Below are 24,074 nucleotides of genomic sequence, written 5' to 3'. Positions count from 1 at the left end.
ACGCTATCGCCCACGCGACGGCGCTGTTACCGCGCCGTCTCCAAGGGCACGATCTCCCCCCGCTGGCCCGGACGGACGGCGCGACACGGCCGACTGACCCGATCACCGTGGTGGACGATCTGCTGCACACAGAACCCGGGTGCCGACGCGTCACCGCGTCCGGGCGTCAGGATCGCGCCACATCCGCCAGCGACACGACCGATCGCGTGCCCCGACCCGGCGCTGCCCGCGGGGATGACACAGGCCTGCGGGTCACCGAGGTCCAGCTGCGCCTCAGGTGCGAGAACCCGCTCGGGGCCCGGGAAAGCCGCCCGGGAGTGGCCCGACGCCACAGGCACGGCGGTTCCGGCCGGGGCGGCGCCGAGCAGCACCAGCGCAAGGAGTGCGCAGACCGCGACGATCCTCAGGTCCATGCGCCGAGTATCCGCCCGAGCAGGTCATCGCGGCAATGAGGCAGGATTGCGCCCGTGTCGACGACTCCGCAGAACAGCCCGGCCCAGCACTGCCCGACCCAGCGCGAGCTGGACGACCTCGAGCTCCTGGTCACGGGCGCCTACTCGCCCCTGACCGGGTTCAACGAACCCGGCTCGCCGGTCAAGCTGCATCTCCCAGAGGGCCTCGGTGACGAGGTGGAGCTGGTCGACCCCGAAGGCCTGCCGCTGGCCACGGTCACCCGCGACGGCAGCGTCACGCACCTGACCCACGCGCAGTACGGCCCGTTCCGTCGGCTCTACCTCTCCCCCGGCGATGTGCGCGAGCAGCACGCCGGCGCCACGTTCGTGCCGATCACCGACGCACTGACGCAGGCCGAGCTCGACTCGCTGCCGACGGGACGCATCGTCTTCCTGGCGCTGGTCGGCGCGGGCACTCCCGACGACCTGAGCCCGGTCGGACTCATCCGGGCCACGCTCGCTGCGGCGGCACTGCTGCCGGACGCGGCCGTGGTCGCCGTACCACTCCCTTCGCACGACGACCCGTCCGCCGACCACCTGCTCGGCACGCAGGTGGTGGCCCACTACGCCGCCGGCGACCCGGTCTTCGCGTTGCCCTCGAATGAGAGTTCGCTGGTAGATGAGGCGGGGAACGAGTCGTCTGCCTCGGTGGTTGAGGAGGCGAGGAACGAGCCGTCTCGAAACCACCCCGCCGAGATCCAGGCCGTCGTGGACTTCGACCGCCCCGCGCCCGACGAGCGCGGGCTCGTGCTCTTCTTCACCGGACTCTCCGGCAGCGGCAAGTCGACCATCGCCCGGGCCCTGCAGGACAAGCTGCTCGAGCAGGGTCGTCGTACGGTCACCTCCCTCGACGGTGACGTCGTACGCCGCAACCTGTCGGCCGGCCTGACCTTCTCCAAGGAGGACCGCGAGACCAACATCCGCCGCATCGGCTGGGTGGGCGCGGAGATCTCCCGCCACGGCGGCGTGGCGATCTGCTCGCCGATCGCGCCGTTCGACGAGACCCGCCAGCAGGTCCGTGCGATGGTCGACGCGGCCGGCGGCGAGTTCTTCCTGGTCCACGTCGCGACCCCGCTCGAGGAGTGCGAACGTCGCGACCGCAAGGGCCTCTACGCCAAGGCGCGCGCGGGCGTGATCCCGGAGTTCACCGGCATCTCCAGCCCGTACGACGAGCCGACCGACGCCGACGTACGCGTCGACACCACCGGCCGCACGATCGAGGAAGCCCTCGACGACGTGCTCGACGCCCTGCGTGAGGCCGGTCTGCTCGACCTCTGATCCGTCGACCCGTCGCCAGTTCGGATCGACCCGTCGCCAGTTCGTGCGATCGGCCGCGAACTGGCGACAGGTCGACGTGAACTCACGACAGGTCGACGTGAACTGGCGACGGGTCGACAGCCTTGCCATTTCGGTTTCGCGGGCATATCGTCAGTTATTGAACAGGTTGTTCGTATCTGAACAGGAGACACCATGCGGGTCGGAATCATCGGTGGCGGGATCGGCGGACTGGCCGCGGCCATCGCACTCGAGCTCAAGGGCGTCGAGACCATCGTGCTCGAGCAGGCTCCCGGGCTCGGCCGGGTGGGCGCCGACATCAACCTGACCCCCAACGCCGTCCGCGCCCTCGACGGACTCGGCGTCGGTGACCGGATCCGCGAGACGGCGGCCCGTCCCACGCACCGGATCAGCCGAACCTGGGACACCGGCGAGGAGACCTCACGGCTCCCGATGTCCGATGCGGCGCAGGAACGGTACGGCGCACCCCAGCTCACGATGCACCGCGCCGACCTGCTCGACGCTCTGACCGCGGCGCTCCCCGCCGACCGGCTGCGGCTGGGCAAGAGGCTGGTGCGCATCGAGGAAGGACCCGACTCGGTGGTGGCCCACCTCGAGGACGGCAGCACCGAGACCGTCGACCTGCTGGTCGGCGCCGACGGCATCCACTCGGTCGTCCGCTCCGCGCTCCTCGGCGAGGAGCACCCCGAGTTCACCGGAGTCGTCGCCTACCGCGCGGTGGTCCCCGTCGAAGCAGTCTCCGCAACCGTGCAGAACCTCGACGCCTTCACCAAGTGGTGGGGTCCCGACGCGGCCACGCAGATCGTCACCTTCCCGCTCAACCAGGGCAAGGACGTCTTCATCTTCGCGACGACCCCGCAGGACTCGTGGCGCGAGGAGTCGTGGACCTGCCCCGGCGACGTGGTCGAGCTGCGGGCGGCGTACGCCGACTTCCACCCCGAGGCCCGCACCCTCCTCGACGCCTGCACCAGCGTGCTGAAGTCGGCGCTCTACGTGCGCGACCCACTGACCCGCTGGAGCACCTCACGCGTCACCCTCCTCGGCGACGCCTGTCACCCGATGATGCCGTTCATGGCGCAGGGAGCCGGCCAGGCGATCGAGGACGCCGTCGTGCTGTCGCGATGCCTGACCGAGCCCGGCGACGACATCCGACCCGGCGCCCAGCGCGACCCGGCTGCGCGACTGCAGCGCTACGAGGGGACCCGCCGCGAGCGCACCGCGCTGATCCAGGTGGGCTCGCGCGAGAACAACTGGCTCAAGGCGGCCGGCAACGGCGACTGGGTCTACGAGTACGACGCGTGGACGGTGCCGCTCGCATGACCGAGCCGAACTCTCCGACCGAGCGCGTCTTCGCGCTGTTGCGTCACGTGTCCGAGGGCGGGTCCACGGCCAACCTCAGCGAGCTCGCTCGCGCCACCGGCATCAACCGGGTCACCGCGATGCGGCTGCTGGAGGACCTCGAGGCGGCCGGCATGCTGGAGCGGCAGGAGAGCGGCGGTCACCGCATCGGGTTGGCCTTCCTCAAGCTCGCCGGGCACTCCCTCGGGTCTGTCGACCTGACCAGCCTCGGGCGTCGTTGCCTGCGGGCCTTGAGCAACCGCCTCCAGCTGACCGCCTACCTCGTGGTGCTCGACGGCAACGAGTGCCTCTACCTGATGCGCTCCGTGCCGGCCACTCCACTGGTGAGCAACATCGCCGTGGGCAGCAGGGTGCCGGCCCACTGGGTGGCACCGGGCCGGGTCCTGCTCGGCGGGCACACCGAGCCCGACCTCCGCGCCCTGCTCGGGACGGAGCCGCTGCCCACGGTGAGTGACCAGACTCCGTCGTCGTACGACGCGCTCACCGCGCTGCTGGCCGAGGAGTCTGCACAGGGCACGGCGTGGAGCTCAGGGGCCTACGAAGCGGGCGTCGATGCCTGCGCCGCCGTGGTCAACGGTCACGACGGCCGACCTGTGGCAGCACTCTCGGTCGCGGGGCCCACCGCGCAGCTCACCGACCGGCGCGACGAGATCGAGCGGGCCGTCGCCGACGAGGCGACCGACCTCTCCACCATGCTCAGCGGCTGAAGACCCGCTCAGGCCCGGCGCCGATGATCCCCTGCGCCTCGACCTCGACGGTCAGGCCGGGCTCCACGAGCGCCGACACCTCGACCAGCGTCGACGTGGGCATCACGCCGGTGAACACCTCGCTGCGCGCCCGCCCGACCAACGCCTTCTCGCCCATATCGGTCAGGTAGACGCGCAGCACGAGGATGTCGTCGACCGCCGCCCCACAACTCTCGGCCAGGACCACGACCCGTCGGAACGCCTCGCGCGCCTGAAGCAGCGTGTCGGCGCCGCCGACGATTCCGTCCGGACCCCCGGCGTGCATCCCCGAGAGGAAGAAGTGCTCGCCGTGCACGCGGGCGTTGCTGAACATGCCCGGCCGCGGAGGCGCCGGAACTCCCGCGGCGTCGGGGCTCACGACGGCACGCCGGAGCGGCTCGCGTCGGAGAGCCGGGCGTCCGACTCCCGGGTCAGCCGCTCACGCACCGGCACGAAGTCGTACGTCGGATAGAAGTCGGTCTCGAAGACGCCCCAGGCCCGACGTTCCAGCTCGACGTTCACCTGGGCCAGGCGACTCGCCGGGAGCCGGAGCGTGACGACCTGCCCGAGGCCCATCGCCACCACCCACGAGACGACCTCGCAGCCCTCCGGCGGGAAGCCGTGCCACCAACCAGCATCGTCCAGCCTGCCCTGCAGCTCCTCGAGGTTCTGGGACTGGTCGTGTCGCAGGACCACGGTGAGCAGCAGCGTCTCGGACGACATCAGCGTGCCGGCGTACCGGCCAGCACGGCGGCCTGGGCGCGCGCGTCGGCACGATAGATCCGCCGGATCCGCGACACCCCGAGGTCGTGCTGGTAGAGGTGCTCCTCGGTGTCGGCGTCGCTCGCCAGCGCCTCGAGGACCTCACGGTCCTGCTCGAGGACCGTCCAGTGCTTCGCCTCGAGCTGGGTGCGGTAGAGGAAGCGCCAGACCTCGCGCTCCCAGCCCTGCACCCGACGGGTGCGCCAGTGGAAGATCGCCGAGTTGTCGGCGTCGATCGGCGTGGCCATGCCGACGATGCCGAACACGCCGCCGGGGCCGGCGTTCGGCGCGTAGGGGATCTCCAGGTCGACGTAGTCCATCGAGCCGCGCACGTATTCGACCCAGTCGAAGTTCACCCCGACCTGGTCGGTCTTCTCGAAGAAGAACCCACGGTCGGTCTCACGGATCCGGAAGCGTGCGGACGTGTCACCACCGAACATCGAGTGCGAGTCGCGGTGCAGGAACGCGCCGTGCATCGGGTCGAGCACGTTGTCCATGTAGAAGCGCCAGGGCCCCGCCCACTCGGCGTAGTTGGGGAACCACGACACCTCGTCGTCGGTGAGCCGGTCGGGCAGGACGAACGGAGTCGGCTCGGAGTCGGCGGTGAGCGGCACGAACGCGAAGATCGTGTCGGCGGCCTCGACGACCTGCAGAGACACCGTCGCCTGCTTGCCCTCCAGTGCGCAGCCGGGCATGCCGGGCACGGAGACGACCGTGCCGGTGCCGTCGACCTGGACGCCGTGGTACTTGCAGGCGACCCGGTCCCCGAGGTGCTGGCCGACCGAGAGCGGTGCACTGCGGTGCGGGCACCTGTCCTCGAGCATGAAGAGCTTGCCCTGGGCGCCGCGGAAGAGCAGCCAGTCGACACCGAGTCGGGTGACCTTGACCATCGCGCCGGGCTTGACCATGTGGGACGGGTAGATCGGGTACCAGCGGTCGCGGAGTCCGGTGGCGGCGAGGTCGCCGGCATCGAGCGGGCGTCGTACGCCGACAGCGCGGCGAGGTGCCGACGCGGTGGTCGTGGGTGCAGCAGTGGTGGTCATGTCAGTCTCCCAGTCGGCGCATCTCGGCGCGGAAGTTGGCTTCGTTCCAGGCGTCGCCCTCGGGGGCGTTGAGCCCCATGGCGTTGAGTCCGGCCAGGAGCCCGTCGAGGTCGTGCACTCCGGTGCCGAAGATCTCCATGAGCGCGCCGGAGAGCTTCTGCTCGTAGGGGCTCAGCGGCTCCGGGTGGGTCTGGTTCTGGACGAGATACTGCTCAGGCATTGATGTCCTCCTGTCGTTGCGGCGCCAGCGCCATGAGGCCCTCGGCGATGATCGTGAAAGAGCTGACCCATTCGTTGAACGAGCTGCCGCGCTCCCGGTGGGCCGGGACCCGGCAGCCGTCGATGATGACGAACACGCCGTTGTCGATGCCGCCGGCGAGCGCCTGGGCGTCGGCTGTGCCGTGGCCCGGGTCAGGGGCCGAGGCGATCACGAGCGTGGGTGCGACGATCGAGCGCAGCAGGTCGGCGCGCTCCGTCTCTGCGCCGGCTGCGTGTGCCAGCTCGGGGTCACCGAGCAGGAGGCTCACGACCAGCTCCGGGTGCCGGGAGGCGAGCACGATCGCGCCGTACGCCGCGGCGCCGGTGGCCAGCACGTGCACGGGACCTTCGCCACGCGAGGTCACCGCGGTGACCGCTCCCTCGACCCAGCGGTCGACGGAGCCCGGGTCGGTGGCGTCGAGGGCGAGGTCGCCCGGAGTCTCCCAGGCGATCACGTCGAGATCCTCGTGCTGCTGGTCGAACCAGTCGGCGGCGCCGGGTGTCGGGTGCAGGCACACGATCGGCCGCACCGCCGTGCGCTCGGCCTCGAGGAGACCTGCCACAGGATCTGTCATCGGACTCACCCCTCCTTCGTGGGCACGTGGACGGGTGGCACGAAGGCGCCCGGCTTCGGTTCGACGGCAGCCACGTCGACCTCGACGATCACCGGGCCACGGACGGCGAGGGCGTCGCGGAAGGCGCCCTCGAACTCCCCGGGCCCCTGGACGAGGTGGTACGGCATCGCCAGCGAGGCGGCCAACAGGGCGAAGTCGGGGGTGAAGAGGTCGACGCCGGCCTCGTCGAAGCCGTTGGCGCGCTGCATGTTGCGCAGCACGCCGTACCCGCCGTCGTTGAAGACGACCACGACACACCAGGCGCGGGAGCCGGCCAGCGAGGCCAGCTCACCCAGGTGGACGGCGAGCCCGCCGTCGCCGGCCATCACGACCGTGGGTACGTCGGTGCGCGCCGAGGCCGCACCCAGTCCCATCGCCAGGCCCTGGCCGATCCCGCCACCGAGCGGGAAGATGTTGGTCTCACGGGAGTAGAGCTCGAGCAGCCGGTTGCCCCATTGGCTCGACGGAATGGTGACGTCGCGGGCCACGACCGACTCGCGGGGCAGCATCGCCCGCATCGTCGAGCAGATCTCCGCGTAGCCACCGATGTAGTCGGTGAGCGTCCTGCGCGCATCGGCCCGCACCGTGCGTACGGCGTGGGTCCAGGTGGACTCCACCGACGTGTCGACGAGGGCCTCGTTGATCGCGGCCAGGGTGGCCGCCGCGTCCCCGGTGACGCCCACGTCCGCGGGGTGCACCCGGCCGATCGCCGCGGGGTCCACGTCGATCTGGATGTGCGGGGTCGGCAACGGCAGGTGATAGCTCTTGGTCTCGTTGGACCGGAAGTGCGACCCGACGCTGAGCAGCAGGTCGGCCCGCTCGAGGAGGCGCGCCACCTGCGGGGTGGAGGCGAAGTTCCCGATCACCAGGTCGTCGTCCTCCGGGACGATCGCCCGGCCCGAGTTGCTGGTCAGCAGCCCGGCCCCGAGGGTGTGCAGCAGCTCGGTGAGCTCGGCCCGGGCACCGGCCGCTCCGCCGCCGACCCAGATCAGGGGCCGCTTGGCCGTGGACAGCAGGCGCACCGCCTCGGCCACGTCGGTCGGTTCGGGGGCGACGGTCGCGTCGACGACGGACTCGAAGGGCAGCTGCTCGTCGGGGCGTGCGAGGTACTGAAGATCGCTGGGCCACTCGACACTCGCGGGACCCTGGGGTGCGGACAGGATTCGGGCCACCGCCTGCTCCAGGTCGGCCTCGACGCTCTTCGCGTCGGTGATCGTGTGGGCATGCTTGGAGATCGCGTCGAGCATCTGCAGCTGGCGCGGCACCTCATGGATGACGCCGCGTCCCGAACCGAGGTGCTCGGTCTCGATCTGGCCGGTCACGTGCAGGACCCGGCTGCCCGCGGTGAGGGCCTCCAGCATGGAGCCGGCTGCGTTGCCGGCACCGGTGCCGGTGCTGGTCAGGGCGACGCCGATCTTGCCCGAGGCACGGGCGTAGCCGTCGGCGGCGTTGACCGCGGCGGCCTCGTGCCGGACCTCGACGAAGGTGAGCTCGCGGGCCACCGCCTCGACCAGGGGCAGGTTGTGGATGCTGATCACGCCGAACGCGGTGTCGATGCCGTGACGGCGCATGACCTGCACCAGCACGTCGCCGCCGGTGGGCTCACGAGCAGGCAGCTGGCCGGCGGGTCGGCCGGTGGGGTGGGGCGTCTTGTCGTTGCTCATCTTCGAGTCCTTTGTCCTTGCCTGGTCAGACGTAGCGGCCGACGCCGCCGCCGACGTCGATGGAGGCACCGGTGGTGTAGCCACTGAGCGGTGAGAGCAGGGTGACGATCTGGAAGGCGACCTCGTCGGCCGTGCCGAAGCGGCCCAGCCCGATGCCGCGCCCCGCGGCGATCTCCGCGCTCCAGGCGTCGTAGTCGAGGTCGGTGTCTGCGGCCTCGAAGCGCCGACGCCACTGGCCGGTGTCGACCAGGCCGAGCAGGACCGAGTTGACCCGGGTGCCCTCGGCGGCCAGCTCGGTGGCCATCGAGTGGGTGAGGTTGAGCAGGGCGGCCCTCGCGGCGGAGGTGACCGCCAGACGACCCTCGGGCTGGCGGGAGAGGATCGCGTTGACGTTGACCACAGCACCGCCGTCCGACTTCGCCAGCGCTGAGCGCGCACCCCGGACCAGGTTCCACGAGCCGAAGATCTTGAGCTCGAGCTCTTCGCGGATCTGGTCGTCCTCGGTCTCGCCGAGCCGCGCCATCAGCGAGCGTCCGGCGTTGCAGACGAGGCCGTCGACACCGCCGAAGGCGCCGACGGTGCTGGCGACGAAGTCCTCCGCGGCCGCTCGGTCGGTGACGTCGCACGAGGCGAGGTGGACCCGGTCGGGATCGGCCCCCAGGCCGCCCACCGCGTCCTCGAGCCGGCCGAGGTCGCGGGCGCATCCGGCCACCCGAGCTCCCTCCTGCAGGAGGAGGCGCACCGTGGCGAGCCCGACGCCGGAACTGGCGCCGGAGACGATCACGGTGCGATCTGCGAGCTTGAGGTCCATGTGGGTCTCCTGGATCTGGATGGTCAGGTGTTCATGACGAAGCCGCCGTCGACGACCAGCGTCGAGCCGGTGACGAAGCCGGCGTCGTCGGAGAGCAGGAACGCCACCGCACCGGCCACGTCCTGCGGGGTCTGCTCGCGGTCGAGCACCTGGTGGTCGGCGTACAGCTGGTAGCGGGAGGCCGGCACGGTCTCGGTGGCCTCGACCCGGGTGAGGCCGGGCGCCACGGCATTGACGCGTACGCCGTGCTGCCCGGCGTCGCGGGCCATCGACCGGGTCATCGCGAGGACGGCCCCCTTGGAGCCGACGTAGTGGACGAGCCGCGGCGAGCCGTAGAACGCCGCGTCGGAGGCGATGTTGACGATGGCGCCGTCGCCGGTGGCCGCGAGCTGGCCGAAGAGGTGCTTGCTGACCAGCCAGGTGCCGTAGGCGTTGACGTTCATCACCCGCGAGAAGGCTGCTTCGTCGAGCTCCCAGAAGGTGTCGCCGCCGACGCCGTCGGCCAAGGCCGCGTTGTTGACCAGCCGGCTCGCTCCGCCCAGGGACGCGGCGTGCTCGGCGAGCGCCGCGACCGAGTCCTTGTCGGAGATGTCGGTGACCACGGCGTGCGCGTCGACGCCCTGGTCCCTCAGCTGCTTCTCGGCCTTCTCGGCGAGCTCGGGGCGCAGCTCGGCGACGATGATCCGGTCACCGTCGGCGCCGAGTCTCTCGGCGATCGCGAAGCCGAGCCCGCGACCCGCTCCCGTGACCACGGTGAGAGTGCTCATGCGGGAACCCCTGCCCAGAAGGCGATCAGGAGGTCGGCGATCTGCTGCGGCTTCTCCTGCAGTGCCGCGTGCCCGGCGCCGGGGATGACCTCCAGCCGGGCGTCGGCGATGCGGTCGGAGAGGAGCTGCGACTCGGGGACGCCGGTGACCACGTCGTCGGCGCCGACCACGACCAGGGTGGGAGTGGTCAGGTGGGCGAGTACGTCGCCGAGGTCGGTGGCGGCCATGTGCTCCGCCGCCGCCGCGTAGCCGGGCACGCGCACCCGCGCCATGCCTGCCTCGACGGCCGAGGCGACGTCCGGTTTACAGGACGGAGCGACCAGGCGCGGCGCGCGGGCCGCGGCGAAGTCGCGTGCCCCGAGACGGGCGAGGTCGTCGACCCGGGCCCGCATGGACGCGGCACGCTCGGGAGTGACCGCGGAGCCGCGGGTGCTGTCGGCGAGGACCAGCGAACGCACCAGGTCGGGACGCGCGAGTGCCACCTGTACGGCGATCACCCCGCCCCACGAGGTGCCGAACAGATGGGCCGGCGCGTCGACGCACTCCTCGAGGAGTGCGATCGCCTCGGCCACGTGGTCGACCTGCGCGCCCTCCGCGGGGTCGGCGGAGTCGCCGTACCCGGGGGCGTCCCAGCACAGGGTGCGGTGTCCGTCGAGCTGCTCGGCCAGCGGGCCGCAGGACTCTGCGTGCCCGCCGATGCCGTGCAGGAGCAGCACGGGATCGCCGCTGCCGCGCACGTCGACGGACACACCGCGGGTGGTGCGGATCCGTTGGAGGGCGGGGAGGACGGTCATCGCCTGGTCACTCCCCGGAGAGGAAGTAGTCGGCGACGCCCGGGACGACGCGGTCCCGGTGCCCGAGGTCCGCGACACCGGCCATCGCCGAGCGCACGGCGGCGGTCGGCGGACCGGCGGTCCCCCACTGGTCGGACAGCTCGGGCGTGCGCTGCCAGGTGCGGCAGAGCCAGGCGTCCTCGTCGATCTGCGCCACCTCGGAGGTGTACTCGCAGACCAGTCCGGCCGGGTCGGTGAAGTAGGAGAACGTGTTGTCGCCCGGACCGTGGCGGCCGGGACCCCACTGGGGCGCGATGCCGTGGTGCTTGAGGCTGCCGATGCCGCGCATGAAGTGGTCGATGCTCTGCATCTCGTAGGCCACGTGGTTGACCGACGTCCACGGCGCCTGGTTCAGCGCGATGACGTGGTGGTCGGAGTTGCAGCGCAGGAAGGTCATCTGGTGCTCGGACCAGTCGGAGATGCGCATGCCGAGCACCTGGGTGTAGAAGTCGGCGGCCCGGTCGATGTCGACGGTGTTGAGCACGACGTGGGCGATCTTGCGGGGCACCGCGCGTCGTCCGGCCGGCTCCTGCGCGACGACGGCGTGGGTGTCGGTGGACAGCTCGACGCAGCGTCCTTCGGGGTCGACGAGCTGGAGGCCGTAGCCGCCGCCGGCGTCGTCACTGAGCAGGCCGGGCTCGCGCAGCAGCGGGATGCCGAGCTTCTGGAGCGCACGCGCGGCCTCGTCGACCTCGACGCGGGAGCCCAGGGCGAAGCTGATCTTGCCGAGGGCGTTGACGTCGTGCTGCTCGAGCCGCAGCACGTGGTGCTCGCTGCCGGTGGCGCGCAGCCAGAAGGTCGAGCGGTCCTCGTCGACGGTGCTGAGTCCCCAGACCTCGTGGTAGAAGTCCTTCGACTGCACCGGGTCCGGCACTCGGAGGGTGATCGAGCGCAGTGATCTCATGCGGCACACGGGGGTGTCGGCGTAATGCATGGTCGTGTCCTTCCTTCGTCACTTCCCGGACCAGCATGGTGGATCCGGTGCGGGCTGCCCATGGGATCGGGCTGCACAGGGGTACGGGTCAGAGGTCGAGCACCAGCTCCGCGGACCGGCACCGGGAGACGCACACGAACATCGACTTCCCGCTGGCCTGCTCCTCGGCGCTGAGGAGGAAGTCGCGGTGGTCGATCTCGCCCTTCACGACACCGGTCTCGCAGGTGCCGCAGATGCCCTCGGTGCACGAGCTCTCGACCGGGATGCCGGCGTCGCACAGCGCAGCGAGGACCGAGGTGTCCGGTCCCACCGGGATGCGCTGGCCGGTGCTGTCGATGACCACGTCGAAGGCGACGTCCTCGCCCGCGACGACGACCGGCTCGGGAGCCTTGAAGCGTTCGATCCGAAGTCGAGAGCTGTCGGGCAACGCCTCGGCGCAGGCCTGCATCAGCGCCTCGGGGCCACAGCAGTACGCCGTCGCGGTCGCGTCGAGGTCGCCGAGCAGCGCGACCAGGTCGGGGAAGCTGCCGTTCGCCTCGTCGTCGGCGTGCACCGTGACGCGGTCCGCGGGCAGTGCCGCGACCTCGTCGAGGAACGCCATCGTCGAGCGCGAGCGGCCGGTGTAGAGCAGGTGCCAGTCCGCGCCCTCGTCGTGCAGTCGCCGGACCATCGCGATGATCGGCGTGATGCCGACCCCTCCGGCCACGAGGACGTGCCGGCTGGCGTCGCCGTCGAGCGAGAAGTTGTCGCGTGGTCCCTCGACGGTGATCACCTGCCCGACCGGCAGCGCTTCGTGCACCAGGCGGCTGCCGCCCCGGGAGTCGGGCGTCTTCAGCACCGCGACCTTCCAGTGCGAGCGGTCCGCTGGGTCCGAGCACAGGGAGTACTCACGGACGAGGTTGTCGGAGAGCCGCAGCGCCAGGTGTGAGCCGGGAGTCCAGCTGGGCAGCTCGGCGCCCGCCGGGTCGACCAGCGTGACACTGGTGACGCCGTCGGCCTCCCACGTCTTCTGCTGGACGCGCAGTGCGCGTGCCGTGTTCTCGTCCATGAGTTGCTCCTGTGTCCGGGTCGGGCGTCAGCGCGTGACGCCGTACATCTCCGAGGTCTTGGGGTACGTCGGCAGCTGCGGCTTCTGGGTGCCGATGACCACGCAGAACAGGGCATCGGTGTCGCCCACGTTCGTCAGGCTGCGCGGCACGCCGGCCGGGACCCGGATCAGGTCGCGGTAGCCGAGCTTGCGGACCGCCGTCTTGGTGCCGTCCTCGACGTCGTGCACGGCCACCTCGAGCTCGCCCTCGAGCACGAAGAAGACCTCTTCGACGTCGTGGTGGGTGTGCTCCGGGCCGACTGCGCCGACGGGAAGGCGCATGTTGGAGAACGTGAAGTGCTCCGACGGCAGCGAGCGGCTGTCGTCGTCGTGGTTGCCGGTCGCGCCGGAGCCGATGTAACGGATCTGGGCCCGCTTGAAGCGGTCGCCGCCGGCAGCCGCCTGGAAGCCCAGGGTGTCCCAGTCCTCGTGACGGGTCTCGCGCGAGGCGATGCAGGAGTCGATGAGCTCCTCGAGGTCGACGGCGCTCTGCGATTCAGCCTGCTGGGTCTCGGTGCTGGTCATCTTTTCTTCCTTCCTGTGGGGTGCTGCAAACCGGCGTACGCCGGGGGTCGGCATGGGTGGGTCACGCCCGGCGGGCGATGGCCTCGATCTCGACGGTGGCGCCGTAGGGCAGGGCTGCCACCTGGACGAACGACCGCGCGGGACGCGGCTCGGCGAAGATCTCCTGGTAGTGCGCGTTGGCCTCGTCGCGCAGGGAGACGTCGGTGACGAAGTAGGTCGTCTTCACGACGTCGGACAGCTGCATGTCCACGGTGGCCAGGCGCTCGGTCAGGCGGGCCACGGCGGCTTCGAGCGCCTCGCGACGACCGGGTACGGCGACACCGTGCCCGTCGACGGACAGGGCGCCCGAGACGAAGCCGAAGCCGGCGCTCTCGAAGGCGGGACTGTAGGGATGGGCGGTGGTGGTCATGACTCCTCCTGGGGAGTGGCCCACGGGAGCGCGTGCCCCGACAGGTCGACGTAGATGCTCTTCTGGTTCATGTAGGAACGGATGCCGTCACGGCCCTTCTCGGTGCCGATCCCGCTGTCCTTCAGCCCGCTGAACGGCGTGGAGATGCTGAACTGCTTGTAGGTGTTCATCCAGACGGTGCCGGCGCGAATCGCCTGCGCCGTGCGCCAGCCCTTGACGAAGTCGCGGGTCCAGATGCCGCAGGCCAGGCCGAAGACGGTGTCGTTGGCCCGGGCCACGAGGTCGTCCTCGTCGTCGAACGACAGGACGACGGCGACCGGCCCGAACACCTCCTCCTGGCAGATGGTGGCGGTGTTGTCGACGCCGGTCAGGACGGTGGGGAGGTAGTAGGCACCCGTCTGGAGCGCGGGGTCGTCGGGGATGCCGGCGCCGCACAGCACCTGCGCCCCCTGCTCGACCGCTGCGTCGACCATCGCGGCGACACCGTCGCGGTGGGAGTGGGTCACCATCGGGCCGACCTGGGTGCGCGAGTCGTCGCCCGGCCCCACGTGCAGCTGCCGGGCACCGGCCACGAGGCGGTCGACGAACTCGTCTTGGATGCTGGAGTGCACGAAGATGCGCGATCCGGCGATGCAGCTCTGGCCGGACGAGGAGAAGACGCCGAAGAGCACACCTGCGACGGCCTGGTCGAGGTCGGCGTCGCTGAACACGATCGTGGGCGACTTGCCGCCGAGCTCGAGGGTGATCGGCATCAGCTTGTCCGCGGCCACGTGCGCCAGGTGGCGTCCGGTGGTCGTGCCGCCGGTGAACGAGACCTTGCTGACCTGCGGGTGGGCGACCAGGGCCTCGCCGACGGTGCGACCGGGGCCGGGGAGCACCGAGAGGAGACCGGCCGGCAGACCGGCGTCCTCACACAGGCGGGCCAGGAGCAGGGTCACCCAGGGCGCCCACACCGGGGGCTTGGACACGACGGCGTTGCCGGCGGCCAGGGCCGGGGCGATCTTCTGGGCGTCCGAGGCGATCGGCGAGTTCCACGGGGTGATCGCTCCGACCACGCCCATCGGCTCGTACGTCGCCAGCGTGAGGAAGTTGCCACGGGCGGGCGTCATCGCGCCCTCCATGGTCTCCAGCGCGGCCGCCATGAACCGGAAGGTGCCGGCCGCGCTGCGGGCCAGGGCCCGGGTCTCGGTGAGGGTCTTGCCGGTGTCGAGGGTCTGCAGGGCGCCGATGCGGTCGACGTTGGCCTCGAGCGCGTTGCCGATGCGATGCAGCACCGCGGCCCGCTCGTGGGGCAGCCACGTGGCCCAGCCGGAGCCGGCAGCGGCGCGGAGGCCGGCGTCGACGGCGAGGTCGACGTCGTCGACGACCGCCCCGTGCAGCTGGGCGAACACCTTGCCGTCCGCGGGGTTGACCGACTCGATCAAGGTTCCGCGTCCGCGGGTCCAGCGGCCGCCGACAAAGATCTCGTCCGGGGTGTCGGCCTCGGGTACGGCCACGCCGGTCCCCTCGCTTCGCACGTTCATCGAGTCCTCATCCATGTCAGATTTGTTTAACTACAAAGAGTTTGAGCGCTAAGATATTAGGTGTCAAGGCTTTTTCCGAACCTTCTCGGACGTTCTCGGATCCGAGGGGTCAGGCGATCAGCGGTGGACGCTCGGTCAGCCCGGAGACGGTGCGCAGGATCGAGTAGGGCACCACGGCACTGGTGCGTGGGTTGTCCGCGCTGGGACGGTTCTCGATGCACCAGCTGTAACGGCCCACCGGACCCCACGCCTCGATCTCGTGGCGGGTCAGCTCGGCCGTGCGGTCGGCGTACAGCTCGACGGAGACGTCCGTGCGCGCGCCCACCGAGAGCGCCACCGACACCGCCACGTTGAGCAGGGTGGGAAAGGCCCGGGCAGCCTCGCGCGGCGTGCCGGCGAAGACCAGGTGCGGGCCGGTTGCTGTCAGGATCTCCTGCTGCTGCGACTCGGGCATCCACGACTGCACCAGCGACTTCGGTCCCTTCGTGGTGCGCACCCGGACACCGTCGAACGGCGCCGCATCGCTGGCCGAGGCCAGCAGGTCCAGGCCCCCGACCGCGCCGTGGGTGCAGAGCACCCGGCCCGGTCCGGCCAGCAGCCGCTCGGCGACGGCGGGATCGGCCAGCGCCCCGACGGAGGAGACGACCAGCGTCCGTCCGGCGGCCACCACCTCGGGGCCGAAGCTGCGGAGCGCCTCCTGTCCGGCAGCCTCCACGACGACGTCGCTGCCTTCGATCGCCTGGGCGAGGGAGATCTGGAGCCCGGGAGCACCGGGCAGCGGACTCCGGTTGACGACCCCGACCAGTCGGGCACCGGGCACGGCACCGTCGCGCAGCCCGGCGGCCACGACCTGTCCGATCGCGCCGTACCCGAGGACGCTGACGCGGAGTGGACCAGCGCCGGTCACGACGACTCGATCCGCGGGTGCAGGGCCCGGAAGACCCGTTCGGGTGACATCGGCAGGTCGGTGAGCTGTGCGCCGACCGCATCCGCGATCGCCTGTGCGATCACCGGAGCGACGGGGAGCATCGTCCCCTCCCCCATGCCCTTGGCGCCGAACGGACCGGCGCCGTGGCCCTGTTCCTGGGTCAGGGACCAGAAGCGCTCCGGGAGGTCCTCCGCCAGCGGCACGCGATAGTCCAGCGCCTCGGCGTTGACCGGCCGGTCCCCGTCGTAGCGGAGCTCCTCGAAGAGTGACTGGCCGAGCCCGAAGACGGCTGCGCCCTCGTCCTGGCCGCGGCACCCGAGCTTGTTGATCACCTTGCCGGCATCGCCGCTCACGACCAGCTGCAGCACGGTCACCTTGCCGGTCTCGGGGTCGACCTCGACCTCGGCGGCCGCCCAGCCGATCTCCCAGAAGACACAGGGCGCCTCCAGCGGCGCGAGGTGGGAGTTGCCGGACTTGAAGAACCCGTCGGCGGTGAACTCGAAGCCGGTGCCGCCGAAGGTGCCCATCACCAAGGGCGCGAGCGGGTGCTCCGCGCCGTCCGGACCGACCACGACCCAGTCCCGCAGGGCCAGGGACCCGGGGTCGAGATCGAGCTGGCCGCCGGCCCACGAGAGCACCTCTCGGCGCACCTTCTCCGCGGCCTGCTGCACCGCCTGGCCCATGACCGCGATGCCCGACGACGCGTTGGTGCCCTGGTCGAACGGCGTGTTGTCGGTGTCGATCCGCGCGAACGCGACCCGCCCGGGAGCACAGCCGAGGACCTCGGCCACGATCTGGCAGAGCGCGGACTGGCTGCCCTGCCCCATCTCCGTGAGACCACTGGAGAGGAAGACGTCTCCCTTGGTGGAGACCTTGACCCTGGCCTGGGCCGGCTTGTTCACGCCGCCACCGTCCTTGATGCCGATGCAGACACCCATGCCGCGGCCGGGCACCTGCACCCGGTCGGGGTAGCCGATCTCGTCGGCGACGAGCCGCAGTCCCTCGCGCAGGTCCGAGTCGATCGGTGCCTCGCCGGGGACGAACTCCTCACCCAGCTCCTTGAGGTTCTTCATCCGCAGGTCGAACGGGTCGATGCCCAGCCGCTCGGCGATCAGGTCGAGCTGCCGCTCGCTGGCCCAGGTGGCCTGGGTGCCGCCGAAGCCGCGGAACGCGCCGGCGGGGACGGTGTTCGTGGTGACCACCGACGCCTGGGAGTCGATGTGCTGCCAGCGATAGGCGCCCGGGGTGCGGTAGCCCGCCTTCTCGCACACGAGCGGGCTGAGCTCGGTGTAGGCGCCACCGTTGAGGAGCACGCGCGCCCTGCGCGCCACGAACGTGCCATCGGCCATCACGCCGGTTCGGTAGACGAGGCGCGCCGCGTGCTGCGAGACCGTGAGGAAGACCTCCTCGGTCGTCATGGCGTAGCGCACCGGGCGGCCGCCGCTGAGCTGCGAGAGGCGTACGGCGACCGGGTCGGCCTTCAACCCGTTCTTCGCGCCGAAGCCGCCGCCGAGCAGCATCGTCTGCACGCGGATCCGGTTCTCCGGCAGCCCGAACGTCCAGGCCAGCTCCTTGCGCAGCGGGAACGGGGACTGGGTGGAGCTCCAGATCTCGATCGCGTCGTCGGTCGCCTCGGCCACGGCGACGAAGGGCTCGAGGTGCATGTGGTTCATCCGCGAGAAGGTGAACGTGTCCTCGAAGATGTGGTCGCACTGGTCCCACACGTCGGGCGAACCCGTGGTGTAGCGGAACGTGTAGCTCACGTTGTGCTGGGTGCGCAGCTCGCCGGAGGCGCCCTGGCCGTAGTCGGGAACCATCCCGACCGGTGCCTCGGGCCAGATCTCCACGCCCGCCGGGTCGAGGGCCTCGTCGAGCTCGGTGACGTGGGGCAGCACCTCGTAGACCACCTCGATCAGGTCGAGGGCCGCGAGCGCAGTGCGTTCGTCGACCGCGGCGACCGCGGCCACGACGTCGCCGACGTACCGGACGTGGTCGATCGCGACGACGGGTTGGTCCTTGACGAAGGTGCCGTAGGGGTTGAGGTGGCGCACGTCGTCCTGGGTGAGCACCGCCGTGACTCCCGGCACCGTCCTGGCTCTCGCCGCGTCGATCGACACGATGCGTGCGTGGGCGTGCGGGCTGCGCAGCACCTTGGCGTGCAGCATGCCCGGGCGCACGACATCCGTGGTGTAGACGGCCTTGCCGGTCACCTTGAGGGGCGCGTCGGCGCGGGCACCGTCGCGGCCCACGACCCGGTGGGCGGACGGGGCGGTCGGCAGCTCGTGGAGCACCGGGCCGGCGTCGGTGGACGGTTGCGTCAGGGTCATCGTGCGCCCCCGTCGCCCAGCTCGGCGGCCCGCTCCACCGACTCGAGGATCATCTCGTAGCCCGTGCAGCGACACGTGTTCGAGCTGATCCACGACCGGATGTCCGCGCGCTTCGGACACGGGTTCTGGCGCAGCAACCCGGTGGTCAGCATCAACATCCCCGAGGTGCAGAAGCCGCACTGGAACCCGCCGCACTCGGCGAAGGCCTGCTGCTGCGGCGACAGGGAGCCGTCGGCGGCGGCGAGTCCCTCGACGGTCTCCACGGAGGCCCCGTCGACGTCGAACGCGAAGGTCGAGCACGACGCGACGGGCAGGTCGTCGACCAGCACCGTGCAGGCTCCACAGACGCCGCGCTCGCAGGAGCTCCGCACGCCGTGGCAGCGCAGGTCCTCGCGAAGCAGGTCGGCAAGGAGCCGGTTCGTGGGAACGGTGACTTCCGTCGGTGTGCCGTTGAGCCGGAAGTCGATGGTGGTCTCGTTCATGCGGTGACTCCTTCGGGTGCCTGCGCGCCGCTGTCGCGGGCCGTGGCGACCAGTCGCCCGACCAGTACGGCGACCAGGTGGCGGCGGTACTCCGCGGAACCGGCCCGGTCCTCGATGTCGTCGGGGAGCCGGGAGGCGACCGCCCGCCCCACTGAACCGGGGTCGAGATCGGTCGGGTGTGCGACGTCGGCGGTGGTCGAGACGGTGACGGGACGGCGGTACTCCGAGCCGATGGTGGCGGTGACGCGCAGGGAGCCGTCGACGACCCGGATGGCCAGGGCAACGGTGGTCGTCGGTCGCATCGATCGCTCGTAGCCGAACCAGAGCAGGTCGGACGTGTCGATCGCGACCCCGGTGAGCAGTCCCCGCGTGCGCCAGGCTCCCGCGCCGGCCCCGTCGCGCTCTGACCCGTCGTGGTCGCCACCGTCGTGGTCGCCACCGCCCCACAGCCAGTCGACCGGGCGACGGGGCTCCGTTGCGCCGGCGAGCTCGAGGTCGGCCTCGAGCGCCCCGAGGAGGACCGGCATCTCGTAGCGGAACCGGCGGGCCAGCAGGTTGCCCCCGATCGTGGCGGAGTAGCGGATGCGTACAGTGGCGATGTCGGCCCAGGCCGCGGCGAGCGACGGCAGGGTCGCCTGCAGCAGCGGGTGACGGCTGCCCTCGTGATGGGTCAGCCCCGCGCCGATGCGCAGCACTCCCCCGTCGTGCCGGACCTGCTGCAGGTCCGGCACTCGACGTACGGAGATGAGGTCACGGGGGACGCGGCCCTCCCGCAGCTGTGCAGTGAGGTCCGTGCAGCCGGCGGCGATCACGGCCTCGGGGTGTACGGCGAGCAGCGCCACCACCTCGGCCACGGAGCCGGGGCGGTGGAGCTCGAACGGCGGGATGCTCGACTGGGTCTGGGCAACCAGGCCGGCGCCCAGCGCCTGGGCCCGCACGTCAGTGGGTTCCGTCGTCGGCCGGTCGGCCAGCCCCTCGCAACAGCCGGGTCACGTGGCCCCGGATCTCGACGAAGCGCGGGTCGGTCTTGGTCGTGACGTGGTCGCGCGGCCGGGGCAGGTCCACCTCGATCGTCTCGGCCACCACACTCGGCGGTGCGGAGAGCACGATGACGTGGTCGGCGAGATAGACGCTCTCGTCGATGTCGTGGGTGACCACGAGCACGGTGATGCCGAGCCGGGCCTGGATCGCGAGCAGCAGGTCCTCGAGGTCCGCGCGGGTCTGCGCGTCGACGGAGGCGTAGGGCTCGTCCATCAGCAGGAGCTTGGGATGGCTGGCCAGGGCCCGGGCGATGGCCACCCGCTGCTGCATCCCGCCGGACATCTCCCACGGGTAGAGGTGTTCCTTGCCGGCGAGCCCGACCGCGTCGATGGCCTCCTGGACCCGTTCCGCACGCTCGGCGGGCTTCAGGTGCCGCAGGGGGAAGGCCACGTTCTTCGCGACCCGCATCCACGGGAAGAGTGAGCGCGAGTAGTCCTGGAAGACCATGGCCAGCCCCTCGGGCACACCGGTCACCGGGCTGCCCTCGAAGGTCACCGAGCCCTCGGTCGGGGTGTCCAGCCCGCTGATGATGCGCAACAGCGTCGACTTGCCGCAGCCGGACGGGCCGACGATGACACTGACCTTCCCGGCCGGCACCTCGGCGCTGATGCTGCGGACAGCCAGATTGGCCCCGTAGCTCTTCGAGACGCCGTCGAGGACCAGCTCGGCCTTCGTGTTCACAATCTCAAGTGTCTCAGTCATGTTGTTGCGTCGCTCCTCGGTGCCAGGCCAGGACCCGGCGTTCGATGATGGTGAAGATGATGTTCATGACGACGCCGAGAATCGCCAGCACGACAAGGACCGCCCAGAAGCCGGTGTAGTCGAAGTTTCGTTGGCTCTGGATCAGGAGGTAGCCCAGGCCGTTCTGCGACTTCTGCAGCTCCGAGATGATCATGATGATCAGCGAGAGGGACATCGCCGTACGCATGCCGGCGAAGATCTTGGGAGCCGCACCGGGCAGCACGATGTGCACGAGCCGGTCCCAGCGGTTGATCTTGAAGACGGCCGCGGCCTGCATGCGCGCTGCGCCGATGCTGGAGACGCCGTCGATCGTGTTGAAGAGGATCGGCCAGACGACGCTGAACGCGATCAGGAAGACCTTGGGGCTGTCTCCGGTGCCGAAGACGAAGAAGAAGACACCGACCAGGGCCGGGCTCGGCAGCGACCGACCGAGGTGGATCAGCGGCTGGAACAGCGCCATCAGGATCCGGTTGCGTCCGAGCGCGATGCCGATCCCGACGCCGACCACGACGGCCAGGCCGAGACCCTGGAGGGCCCGCCAGACGCCGGGGAAGAGGTGGTCCCAGGTGGCGTCACCAAGGAACGCATGCCCTTCGCCTGCGGCGAGGAAGTCGGTGCGCACGCGGGTGAAGGTCTCGAACGGGTCGGCCACGAACAGGCCTGCGGTCTCGGCACGCGACCCGGCCCACCAGGCGGCGAGGATCAGCGCGGGGACGATCAGCCGGAGTCCGGTCGTGGTGGCGACGCGTTGCAGTCGCCGTGAGCGCTCGCTCGACGCGGCCCTCCTTCCCGGCACGAGCGGACGTCGCTCGTGGGTCGTGGTGATGCTCATTGGGCGAGTCCCTTCTTCCAGCCGAAGACCTTCGCGTCGACCACGGTGAGCAGCATGCTGATCGCGATGCCCATCAGGCCGGCCATGAGGGTGGCGGCGTAGACCAGGTCGAGGTCACTGGCCTGCGAGGTGCGGACCAGGATGAACCCACCGATCCCGCGGCCGTTCCCGATCAGGAGCTCGGAGCTGACCGCCACGATGAGGCCGATGGAGGCGGCGACCCGCAGACCGGTGAAGGCGAACGGCATGGCGCTGGGCAGCTTGATCCGGAAGAAGATCCCGAGGTTCGAGAGCCCGAAGCTCCGACCGGACTGGACTGCTGTCGGGTCGGTCGCGCGGACGCCGTACATGGTGTTGAGCAGGATCGGCCAGACACAGGCGAGTGCGACGGTGAGCGAGAGCGGCAGCATGCCGGTGCCAATGACCAGCATCAGGATCGGGCCGAGTGCCACCGACGGCAGCACCCGGAAGACCTCCACCGGGAGCTCGAAGGCGATGAAGACCTTGGTGAAGGCACCCATCAGGCCACCGAGCACGACACCCACCACCGTGGCCATGACCAGGGCGAGGAGCCACTCCCGGAACGTGAAGCCGATCTCGGTCCAGAAGATCGAGTCGCCCAGGAGGGTGCCCAGCTTCGAGATCACGTCGCTGGGAACCGGGAAGCCCGGCGTCGTGATGATGTCCTTGCGGACCAGCAGCTCGGCGAGGGCGCCGGTGCCGACCACGCCCAGGGCGCCGTAGCCGACCTGCTGCCACGTGCCGAGGGGCTCACCCGTGTCCATCGAGGTCACTTCTCCGGGACGTAGGTGTGGTCGAGGATGGAGAAGTCGTCGTCCACCAGACCCTGGTCGACGAGGGTCTTGTTGACCTTCTCGAGCCCCGCCGTCGGCAACTCCGTCGCGAAGACCGGGATGGACATGGTCTGCGCGGTCTTGGCGTCCACGCCGGCCACGCCGGGAAGCCAGGCCCGGAACTCCTTCTCGTGCTTGCTGATGTCGGCGTTCGCGGCGTACATCGCGTCGATGAAGGCTGCCACGGTGTCGGGGTTGGCATCGATGAACTTGTCGCTGGCGATGAAGGTGGAGGCCGCGAACTCCGAGTTGACGCCACCGGCCAGGTCGACCACCTCGCGGAGCCCGGCTGCCTCGGCAGCCGACTTGAAGGGCTCCGGCACGTAGCCGGCCTCGATCGATCCGGCCTCGACGCCGGCGATCATCTCGCTGAAGGGAACCTCGATCCACTCAGGCTTGACGTCGAGTCCCTCGCTGTCGACGAGGCTCTGGAAGGTCACGTCACCCATGTTGTTGGTGGTGTTGATCCCGATGGTCTTGCCGTCGAGGTCTTCCAGGTCCTTGATGTCGGAGTCCGGCTCGACGAACACGCCCATGCTGTCGGGTCCGAGCGAGCTGCTCAGCACCACGGTCTGGACCGGGGCGCCCTTCGCCTGGGCGATGGAGCCGGAGACGGAGTTGGTGAAGCTGAAGTCGAGCTCACCGGCGGCGACCTTCTGGACACCGACCGGCCCGCCCTGCAGCGGCTCGAGCTCGACAGTGAGGCCCTCGTCCTCGAAGAAGCCGTTCTCCTTGGCCCAGTAGACGGTGGCGTAGTCGGCCAGCGGCAGCACGCCGATGGTGACCTTGGTCTTCTCGAGCTTGCCGTCGGCCTGCTGTGCCTCGCTGCCCGAGCCGCATGAGGAAAGAAGAAGGGCGAGGCTCGCAGCTACCGCAGCGGTGGTGATTCGGGTCGTGCTCATGGGCTGACTCCCTGGCTCTGGCGCGATGGGTGAATTTATCTCACCGGAAAATTACTTTGCGCCAAGATTGTTACCGCCCTCACATGCCTCCGTCAACGGTTTTGCCGATCTTTCTTGCCGAAGAGGTACGCCTGGGGCAGAAATGGAGAAGGGCGCCCGCGACCAACCGGTCGGCGAGCGCCCTGATCGAGGCGGTCAGGGTCAGGCGGAGTCCTTGACCTCGCCGTCCGGGCCGAGTTGGACGACCGCGCGCAACGACGACTCGAGCTCGCCGAGCAGGGCGGAGAGGTTCGTGCGCTGCTTGTTCGTCAGGCCGGCGAGCATGCGCTGCTCGTTGGCGAAGTGGGCGTCGGCAACCTCGTCGATCAGCCGCCTCCCCGCTTCGGTCAGGGTCACGTAGACCACGCGATTGTCGACGCCGTCGCGCTGGCGCTGGACCAGCCCGGCCTCCTGAAGGCGGTTGACCCGCAGCGTGAGACCGCCCGTCGTCACCAACGTCTGGGCGGCCAGCTCCCCCGCCGTACGTCGATGTTCGGGCGCGGCCCTGCGCAGGCTGGCGAGCACGTCGAACCCGGCCTCGTTGGTGCCGTAGCTCTCGAAGATCGCCGAGATCTGTGCCCGGTAGAGCAGGAAACTGCGATGCAACGGGCCGAAGACGCTCATGGCAGAGACGTCGAGCTCGGGTCGGACCGCAGCCCACTGCTCGATGATGTCGGCCACGCCGTCGGAGGAGGACTTCACACGCTCCACAACCTTCCAGTCGGCCAAGCGGCGAAACCATGAGGACCGCTCAATATCTTGGCGCCAAGGCACTCTAGTGGCTTCGGCGTCCGGACACAACGGCCCACGCGGGCGGGAGCCACCTTGTCACCACGGCAATGTCACCGCGACGCAGACAACGACGC

At 70.3% G+C, this 24,074-nt stretch carries 27 protein-coding genes; 3 read left to right on the top strand and 24 right to left on the bottom strand.

Going from position 1 to position 24,074, the window contains the following annotated elements:
- Positions 1-26 precede the first annotated feature (26 nt).
- Entirely contained in the window at positions 27-413 is a 387-nt protein-coding gene (locus tag ASD30_RS23565) for a hypothetical protein (protein WP_056687973.1), read from the bottom strand.
- Positions 414-467: 54 nt separating this feature from the next.
- On the opposite strand from ASD30_RS23565, the gene cysC reads away from it, so the two are divergent.
- From cysC to ASD30_RS23550, 3 genes are all read left to right on the top strand, one after another.
- Positions 468-1,730: an adenylyl-sulfate kinase gene (cysC, locus tag ASD30_RS23560; protein ID WP_056687971.1), complete on the top strand. Its 1,263-nt coding sequence runs from the start codon at positions 468-470 to the stop codon at positions 1,728-1,730.
- Positions 1,731-1,922: 192 nt separating this feature from the next.
- A complete protein-coding gene (locus tag ASD30_RS23555; RefSeq protein ID WP_056687967.1) occupies positions 1,923-3,068 on the top strand; it encodes an FAD-dependent monooxygenase in 1,146 nt (381 codons plus the stop codon).
- Positions 3,065-3,814 (top strand): IclR family transcriptional regulator, encoded by a 750-nt coding sequence (locus tag ASD30_RS23550; RefSeq protein WP_056688264.1) that lies wholly within the window; start codon positions 3,065-3,067, stop codon positions 3,812-3,814. The genes ASD30_RS23555 and ASD30_RS23550 overlap by 4 nt, the downstream gene beginning before the upstream one ends.
- On the opposite strand, the gene ASD30_RS23545 is transcribed toward ASD30_RS23550, so the two are convergent.
- The 23 genes from ASD30_RS23545 to ASD30_RS23435 form a co-directional block, all read right to left on the bottom strand.
- Positions 3,804-4,211: a RidA family protein gene (locus ASD30_RS23545; RefSeq protein WP_200951236.1), complete on the bottom strand. Its 408-nt coding sequence runs from the start codon at positions 4,209-4,211 to the stop codon at positions 3,804-3,806. The two genes, ASD30_RS23550 and ASD30_RS23545, sit on opposite strands and share 11 nt — an antisense overlap.
- Positions 4,208-4,555, bottom strand: a complete 348-nt coding sequence (locus tag ASD30_RS23540; RefSeq protein ID WP_056687962.1) for a hypothetical protein — start codon at positions 4,553-4,555, stop codon at positions 4,208-4,210. The genes ASD30_RS23545 and ASD30_RS23540 overlap by 4 nt, the downstream gene beginning before the upstream one ends.
- The gene (locus ASD30_RS23535; protein ID WP_056687959.1) at positions 4,555-5,637 is read right to left on the bottom strand and encodes a Rieske 2Fe-2S domain-containing protein; all 1,083 of its coding nucleotides are present in this window, start codon (positions 5,635-5,637) and stop codon (positions 4,555-4,557) included. Before ASD30_RS23535 ends, ASD30_RS23540 begins: the two co-directional genes overlap by 1 nt.
- Before the next feature lies 1 nt (position 5,638).
- Positions 5,639-5,857: a recombinase-like helix-turn-helix domain-containing protein gene (locus tag ASD30_RS23530; RefSeq protein WP_056687956.1), complete on the bottom strand. Its 219-nt coding sequence runs from the start codon at positions 5,855-5,857 to the stop codon at positions 5,639-5,641.
- The gene (locus ASD30_RS23525) at positions 5,850-6,470 is read right to left on the bottom strand and encodes an alpha/beta fold hydrolase (RefSeq protein WP_200951235.1); all 621 of its coding nucleotides are present in this window, start codon (positions 6,468-6,470) and stop codon (positions 5,850-5,852) included. The genes ASD30_RS23530 and ASD30_RS23525 overlap by 8 nt, the downstream gene beginning before the upstream one ends.
- Before the next feature lie 5 nt (positions 6,471-6,475).
- A complete protein-coding gene (locus ASD30_RS23520) occupies positions 6,476-8,173 on the bottom strand; it encodes a thiamine pyrophosphate-binding protein (protein ID WP_056687953.1) in 1,698 nt (565 codons plus the stop codon).
- A gap of 25 nt (positions 8,174-8,198) precedes the next feature.
- A complete protein-coding gene (locus ASD30_RS23515) occupies positions 8,199-8,984 on the bottom strand; it encodes an SDR family oxidoreductase (protein ID WP_056687950.1) in 786 nt (261 codons plus the stop codon).
- Between the two features lie 23 nt (positions 8,985-9,007).
- A complete protein-coding gene (locus tag ASD30_RS23510; RefSeq protein WP_056687947.1) occupies positions 9,008-9,751 on the bottom strand; it encodes an SDR family oxidoreductase in 744 nt (247 codons plus the stop codon).
- Positions 9,748-10,545, bottom strand: coding sequence for an alpha/beta fold hydrolase (locus ASD30_RS23505; RefSeq protein WP_056687944.1), 798 nt, complete (start codon positions 10,543-10,545; stop codon positions 9,748-9,750). Before ASD30_RS23505 ends, ASD30_RS23510 begins: the two co-directional genes overlap by 4 nt.
- A 7-nt stretch (positions 10,546-10,552) precedes the next feature.
- Entirely contained in the window at positions 10,553-11,518 is a 966-nt protein-coding gene (locus ASD30_RS23500) for a VOC family protein (RefSeq protein ID WP_056687941.1), read from the bottom strand.
- Positions 11,519-11,606: 88 nt separating this feature from the next.
- Complete coding sequence (locus tag ASD30_RS23495) at positions 11,607-12,566, bottom strand: PDR/VanB family oxidoreductase (protein ID WP_056687937.1); 960 nt, start codon at positions 12,564-12,566, stop codon at positions 11,607-11,609.
- A 27-nt stretch (positions 12,567-12,593) separates the two neighbouring features.
- Entirely contained in the window at positions 12,594-13,130 is a 537-nt protein-coding gene (locus tag ASD30_RS23490; protein WP_056687934.1) for a cupin domain-containing protein, read from the bottom strand.
- A gap of 61 nt (positions 13,131-13,191) precedes the next feature.
- Positions 13,192-13,539: a RidA family protein gene (locus ASD30_RS23485; protein ID WP_056687930.1), complete on the bottom strand. Its 348-nt coding sequence runs from the start codon at positions 13,537-13,539 to the stop codon at positions 13,192-13,194.
- Positions 13,536-15,062, bottom strand: coding sequence for an aldehyde dehydrogenase (locus ASD30_RS23480; RefSeq protein ID WP_056688256.1), 1,527 nt, complete (start codon positions 15,060-15,062; stop codon positions 13,536-13,538). Before ASD30_RS23480 ends, ASD30_RS23485 begins: the two co-directional genes overlap by 4 nt.
- Before the next feature lie 109 nt (positions 15,063-15,171).
- Positions 15,172-15,969, bottom strand: a complete 798-nt coding sequence (locus tag ASD30_RS23475) for an aspartate dehydrogenase domain-containing protein (protein WP_056687927.1) — start codon at positions 15,967-15,969, stop codon at positions 15,172-15,174.
- Positions 15,966-18,317, bottom strand: a complete 2,352-nt coding sequence (locus tag ASD30_RS23470) for a xanthine dehydrogenase family protein molybdopterin-binding subunit (protein ID WP_056687924.1) — start codon at positions 18,315-18,317, stop codon at positions 15,966-15,968. The genes ASD30_RS23475 and ASD30_RS23470 overlap by 4 nt, the downstream gene beginning before the upstream one ends.
- Positions 18,314-18,799, bottom strand: a complete 486-nt coding sequence (locus ASD30_RS23465) for a (2Fe-2S)-binding protein (protein ID WP_056687921.1) — start codon at positions 18,797-18,799, stop codon at positions 18,314-18,316. The genes ASD30_RS23470 and ASD30_RS23465 overlap by 4 nt, the downstream gene beginning before the upstream one ends.
- Positions 18,796-19,737 carry an FAD binding domain-containing protein gene (locus tag ASD30_RS23460; protein WP_056687918.1) on the bottom strand — a complete coding sequence of 314 codons (942 nt, stop codon included), beginning with the start codon at positions 19,735-19,737 and terminating at the stop codon, positions 18,796-18,798. The genes ASD30_RS23465 and ASD30_RS23460 overlap by 4 nt, the downstream gene beginning before the upstream one ends.
- A gap of 1 nt (position 19,738) precedes the next feature.
- Positions 19,739-20,542: an ABC transporter ATP-binding protein gene (locus ASD30_RS23455; protein WP_056687914.1), complete on the bottom strand. Its 804-nt coding sequence runs from the start codon at positions 20,540-20,542 to the stop codon at positions 19,739-19,741.
- Positions 20,535-21,413, bottom strand: a complete 879-nt coding sequence (locus tag ASD30_RS23450; protein ID WP_082564136.1) for an ABC transporter permease — start codon at positions 21,411-21,413, stop codon at positions 20,535-20,537. The genes ASD30_RS23455 and ASD30_RS23450 overlap by 8 nt, the downstream gene beginning before the upstream one ends.
- A complete protein-coding gene (locus ASD30_RS23445) occupies positions 21,410-22,198 on the bottom strand; it encodes an ABC transporter permease (protein ID WP_056688251.1) in 789 nt (262 codons plus the stop codon). Before ASD30_RS23445 ends, ASD30_RS23450 begins: the two co-directional genes overlap by 4 nt.
- Positions 22,199-22,203: 5 nt before the next feature.
- Positions 22,204-23,169, bottom strand: coding sequence for an ABC transporter substrate-binding protein (locus tag ASD30_RS23440; protein ID WP_056687912.1), 966 nt, complete (start codon positions 23,167-23,169; stop codon positions 22,204-22,206).
- Positions 23,170-23,370: 201 nt separating this feature from the next.
- A complete protein-coding gene (locus ASD30_RS23435; RefSeq protein WP_056688248.1) occupies positions 23,371-23,910 on the bottom strand; it encodes a MarR family winged helix-turn-helix transcriptional regulator in 540 nt (179 codons plus the stop codon).
- Positions 23,911-24,074 lie beyond the last annotated feature (164 nt).

Origin of the sequence: Nocardioides sp. Root140 (assembly GCF_001426745.1) — a bacterium.
Classification (GTDB): Bacteria; Actinomycetota; Actinomycetes; order Propionibacteriales; family Nocardioidaceae; genus Nocardioides.
This window is presented reverse-complemented; position numbering and strand designations above follow the sequence as displayed.

Excerpts from the sequence above, each read along its gene's own strand:
- ASD30_RS23550 (WP_056688264.1), top strand. The coding sequence starts at position 3,065 with ATGACCGAGCCGAACTCTCCGACCGAGCGCGTCTTCGCGCTGTTGCGT.
- ASD30_RS23530 (WP_056687956.1), bottom strand. The coding sequence starts at position 5,857 with ATGCCTGAGCAGTATCTCGTCCAGAACCAGACCCACCCGGAGCCGCTG.
- ASD30_RS23500 (WP_056687941.1), bottom strand. The coding sequence starts at position 11,518 with ATGCATTACGCCGACACCCCCGTGTGCCGCATGAGATCACTGCGCTCG.
- ASD30_RS23565 (WP_056687973.1), bottom strand. The coding sequence starts at position 413 with ATGGACCTGAGGATCGTCGCGGTCTGCGCACTCCTTGCGCTGGTGCTG.
- ASD30_RS23440 (WP_056687912.1), bottom strand. The coding sequence starts at position 23,169 with ATGAGCACGACCCGAATCACCACCGCTGCGGTAGCTGCGAGCCTCGCC.
- ASD30_RS23525 (WP_200951235.1), bottom strand. The coding sequence starts at position 6,470 with ATGACAGATCCTGTGGCAGGTCTCCTCGAGGCCGAGCGCACGGCGGTG.
- ASD30_RS23540 (WP_056687962.1), bottom strand. The coding sequence starts at position 4,555 with ATGTCGTCCGAGACGCTGCTGCTCACCGTGGTCCTGCGACACGACCAG.
- ASD30_RS23450 (WP_082564136.1), bottom strand. The coding sequence starts at position 21,413 with ATGAGCATCACCACGACCCACGAGCGACGTCCGCTCGTGCCGGGAAGG.
- ASD30_RS23555 (WP_056687967.1), top strand. The coding sequence starts at position 1,923 with ATGCGGGTCGGAATCATCGGTGGCGGGATCGGCGGACTGGCCGCGGCC.
- ASD30_RS23445 (WP_056688251.1), bottom strand. The coding sequence starts at position 22,198 with ATGGACACGGGTGAGCCCCTCGGCACGTGGCAGCAGGTCGGCTACGGC.
- ASD30_RS23490 (WP_056687934.1), bottom strand. The coding sequence starts at position 13,130 with ATGACCAGCACCGAGACCCAGCAGGCTGAATCGCAGAGCGCCGTCGAC.
- ASD30_RS23520 (WP_056687953.1), bottom strand. The coding sequence starts at position 8,173 with ATGAGCAACGACAAGACGCCCCACCCCACCGGCCGACCCGCCGGCCAG.
- ASD30_RS23455 (WP_056687914.1), bottom strand. The coding sequence starts at position 20,542 with ATGACTGAGACACTTGAGATTGTGAACACGAAGGCCGAGCTGGTCCTC.
- ASD30_RS23535 (WP_056687959.1), bottom strand. The coding sequence starts at position 5,637 with ATGACCACCACTGCTGCACCCACGACCACCGCGTCGGCACCTCGCCGC.
- ASD30_RS23495 (WP_056687937.1), bottom strand. The coding sequence starts at position 12,566 with ATGGACGAGAACACGGCACGCGCACTGCGCGTCCAGCAGAAGACGTGG.
- ASD30_RS23515 (WP_056687950.1), bottom strand. The coding sequence starts at position 8,984 with ATGGACCTCAAGCTCGCAGATCGCACCGTGATCGTCTCCGGCGCCAGT.
- ASD30_RS23510 (WP_056687947.1), bottom strand. The coding sequence starts at position 9,751 with ATGAGCACTCTCACCGTGGTCACGGGAGCGGGTCGCGGGCTCGGCTTC.
- ASD30_RS23465 (WP_056687921.1), bottom strand. The coding sequence starts at position 18,799 with ATGAACGAGACCACCATCGACTTCCGGCTCAACGGCACACCGACGGAA.
- ASD30_RS23470 (WP_056687924.1), bottom strand. The coding sequence starts at position 18,317 with ATGACCCTGACGCAACCGTCCACCGACGCCGGCCCGGTGCTCCACGAG.
- ASD30_RS23485 (WP_056687930.1), bottom strand. The coding sequence starts at position 13,539 with ATGACCACCACCGCCCATCCCTACAGTCCCGCCTTCGAGAGCGCCGGC.
- ASD30_RS23480 (WP_056688256.1), bottom strand. The coding sequence starts at position 15,062 with ATGAACGTGCGAAGCGAGGGGACCGGCGTGGCCGTACCCGAGGCCGAC.
- ASD30_RS23505 (WP_056687944.1), bottom strand. The coding sequence starts at position 10,545 with ATGACCGTCCTCCCCGCCCTCCAACGGATCCGCACCACCCGCGGTGTG.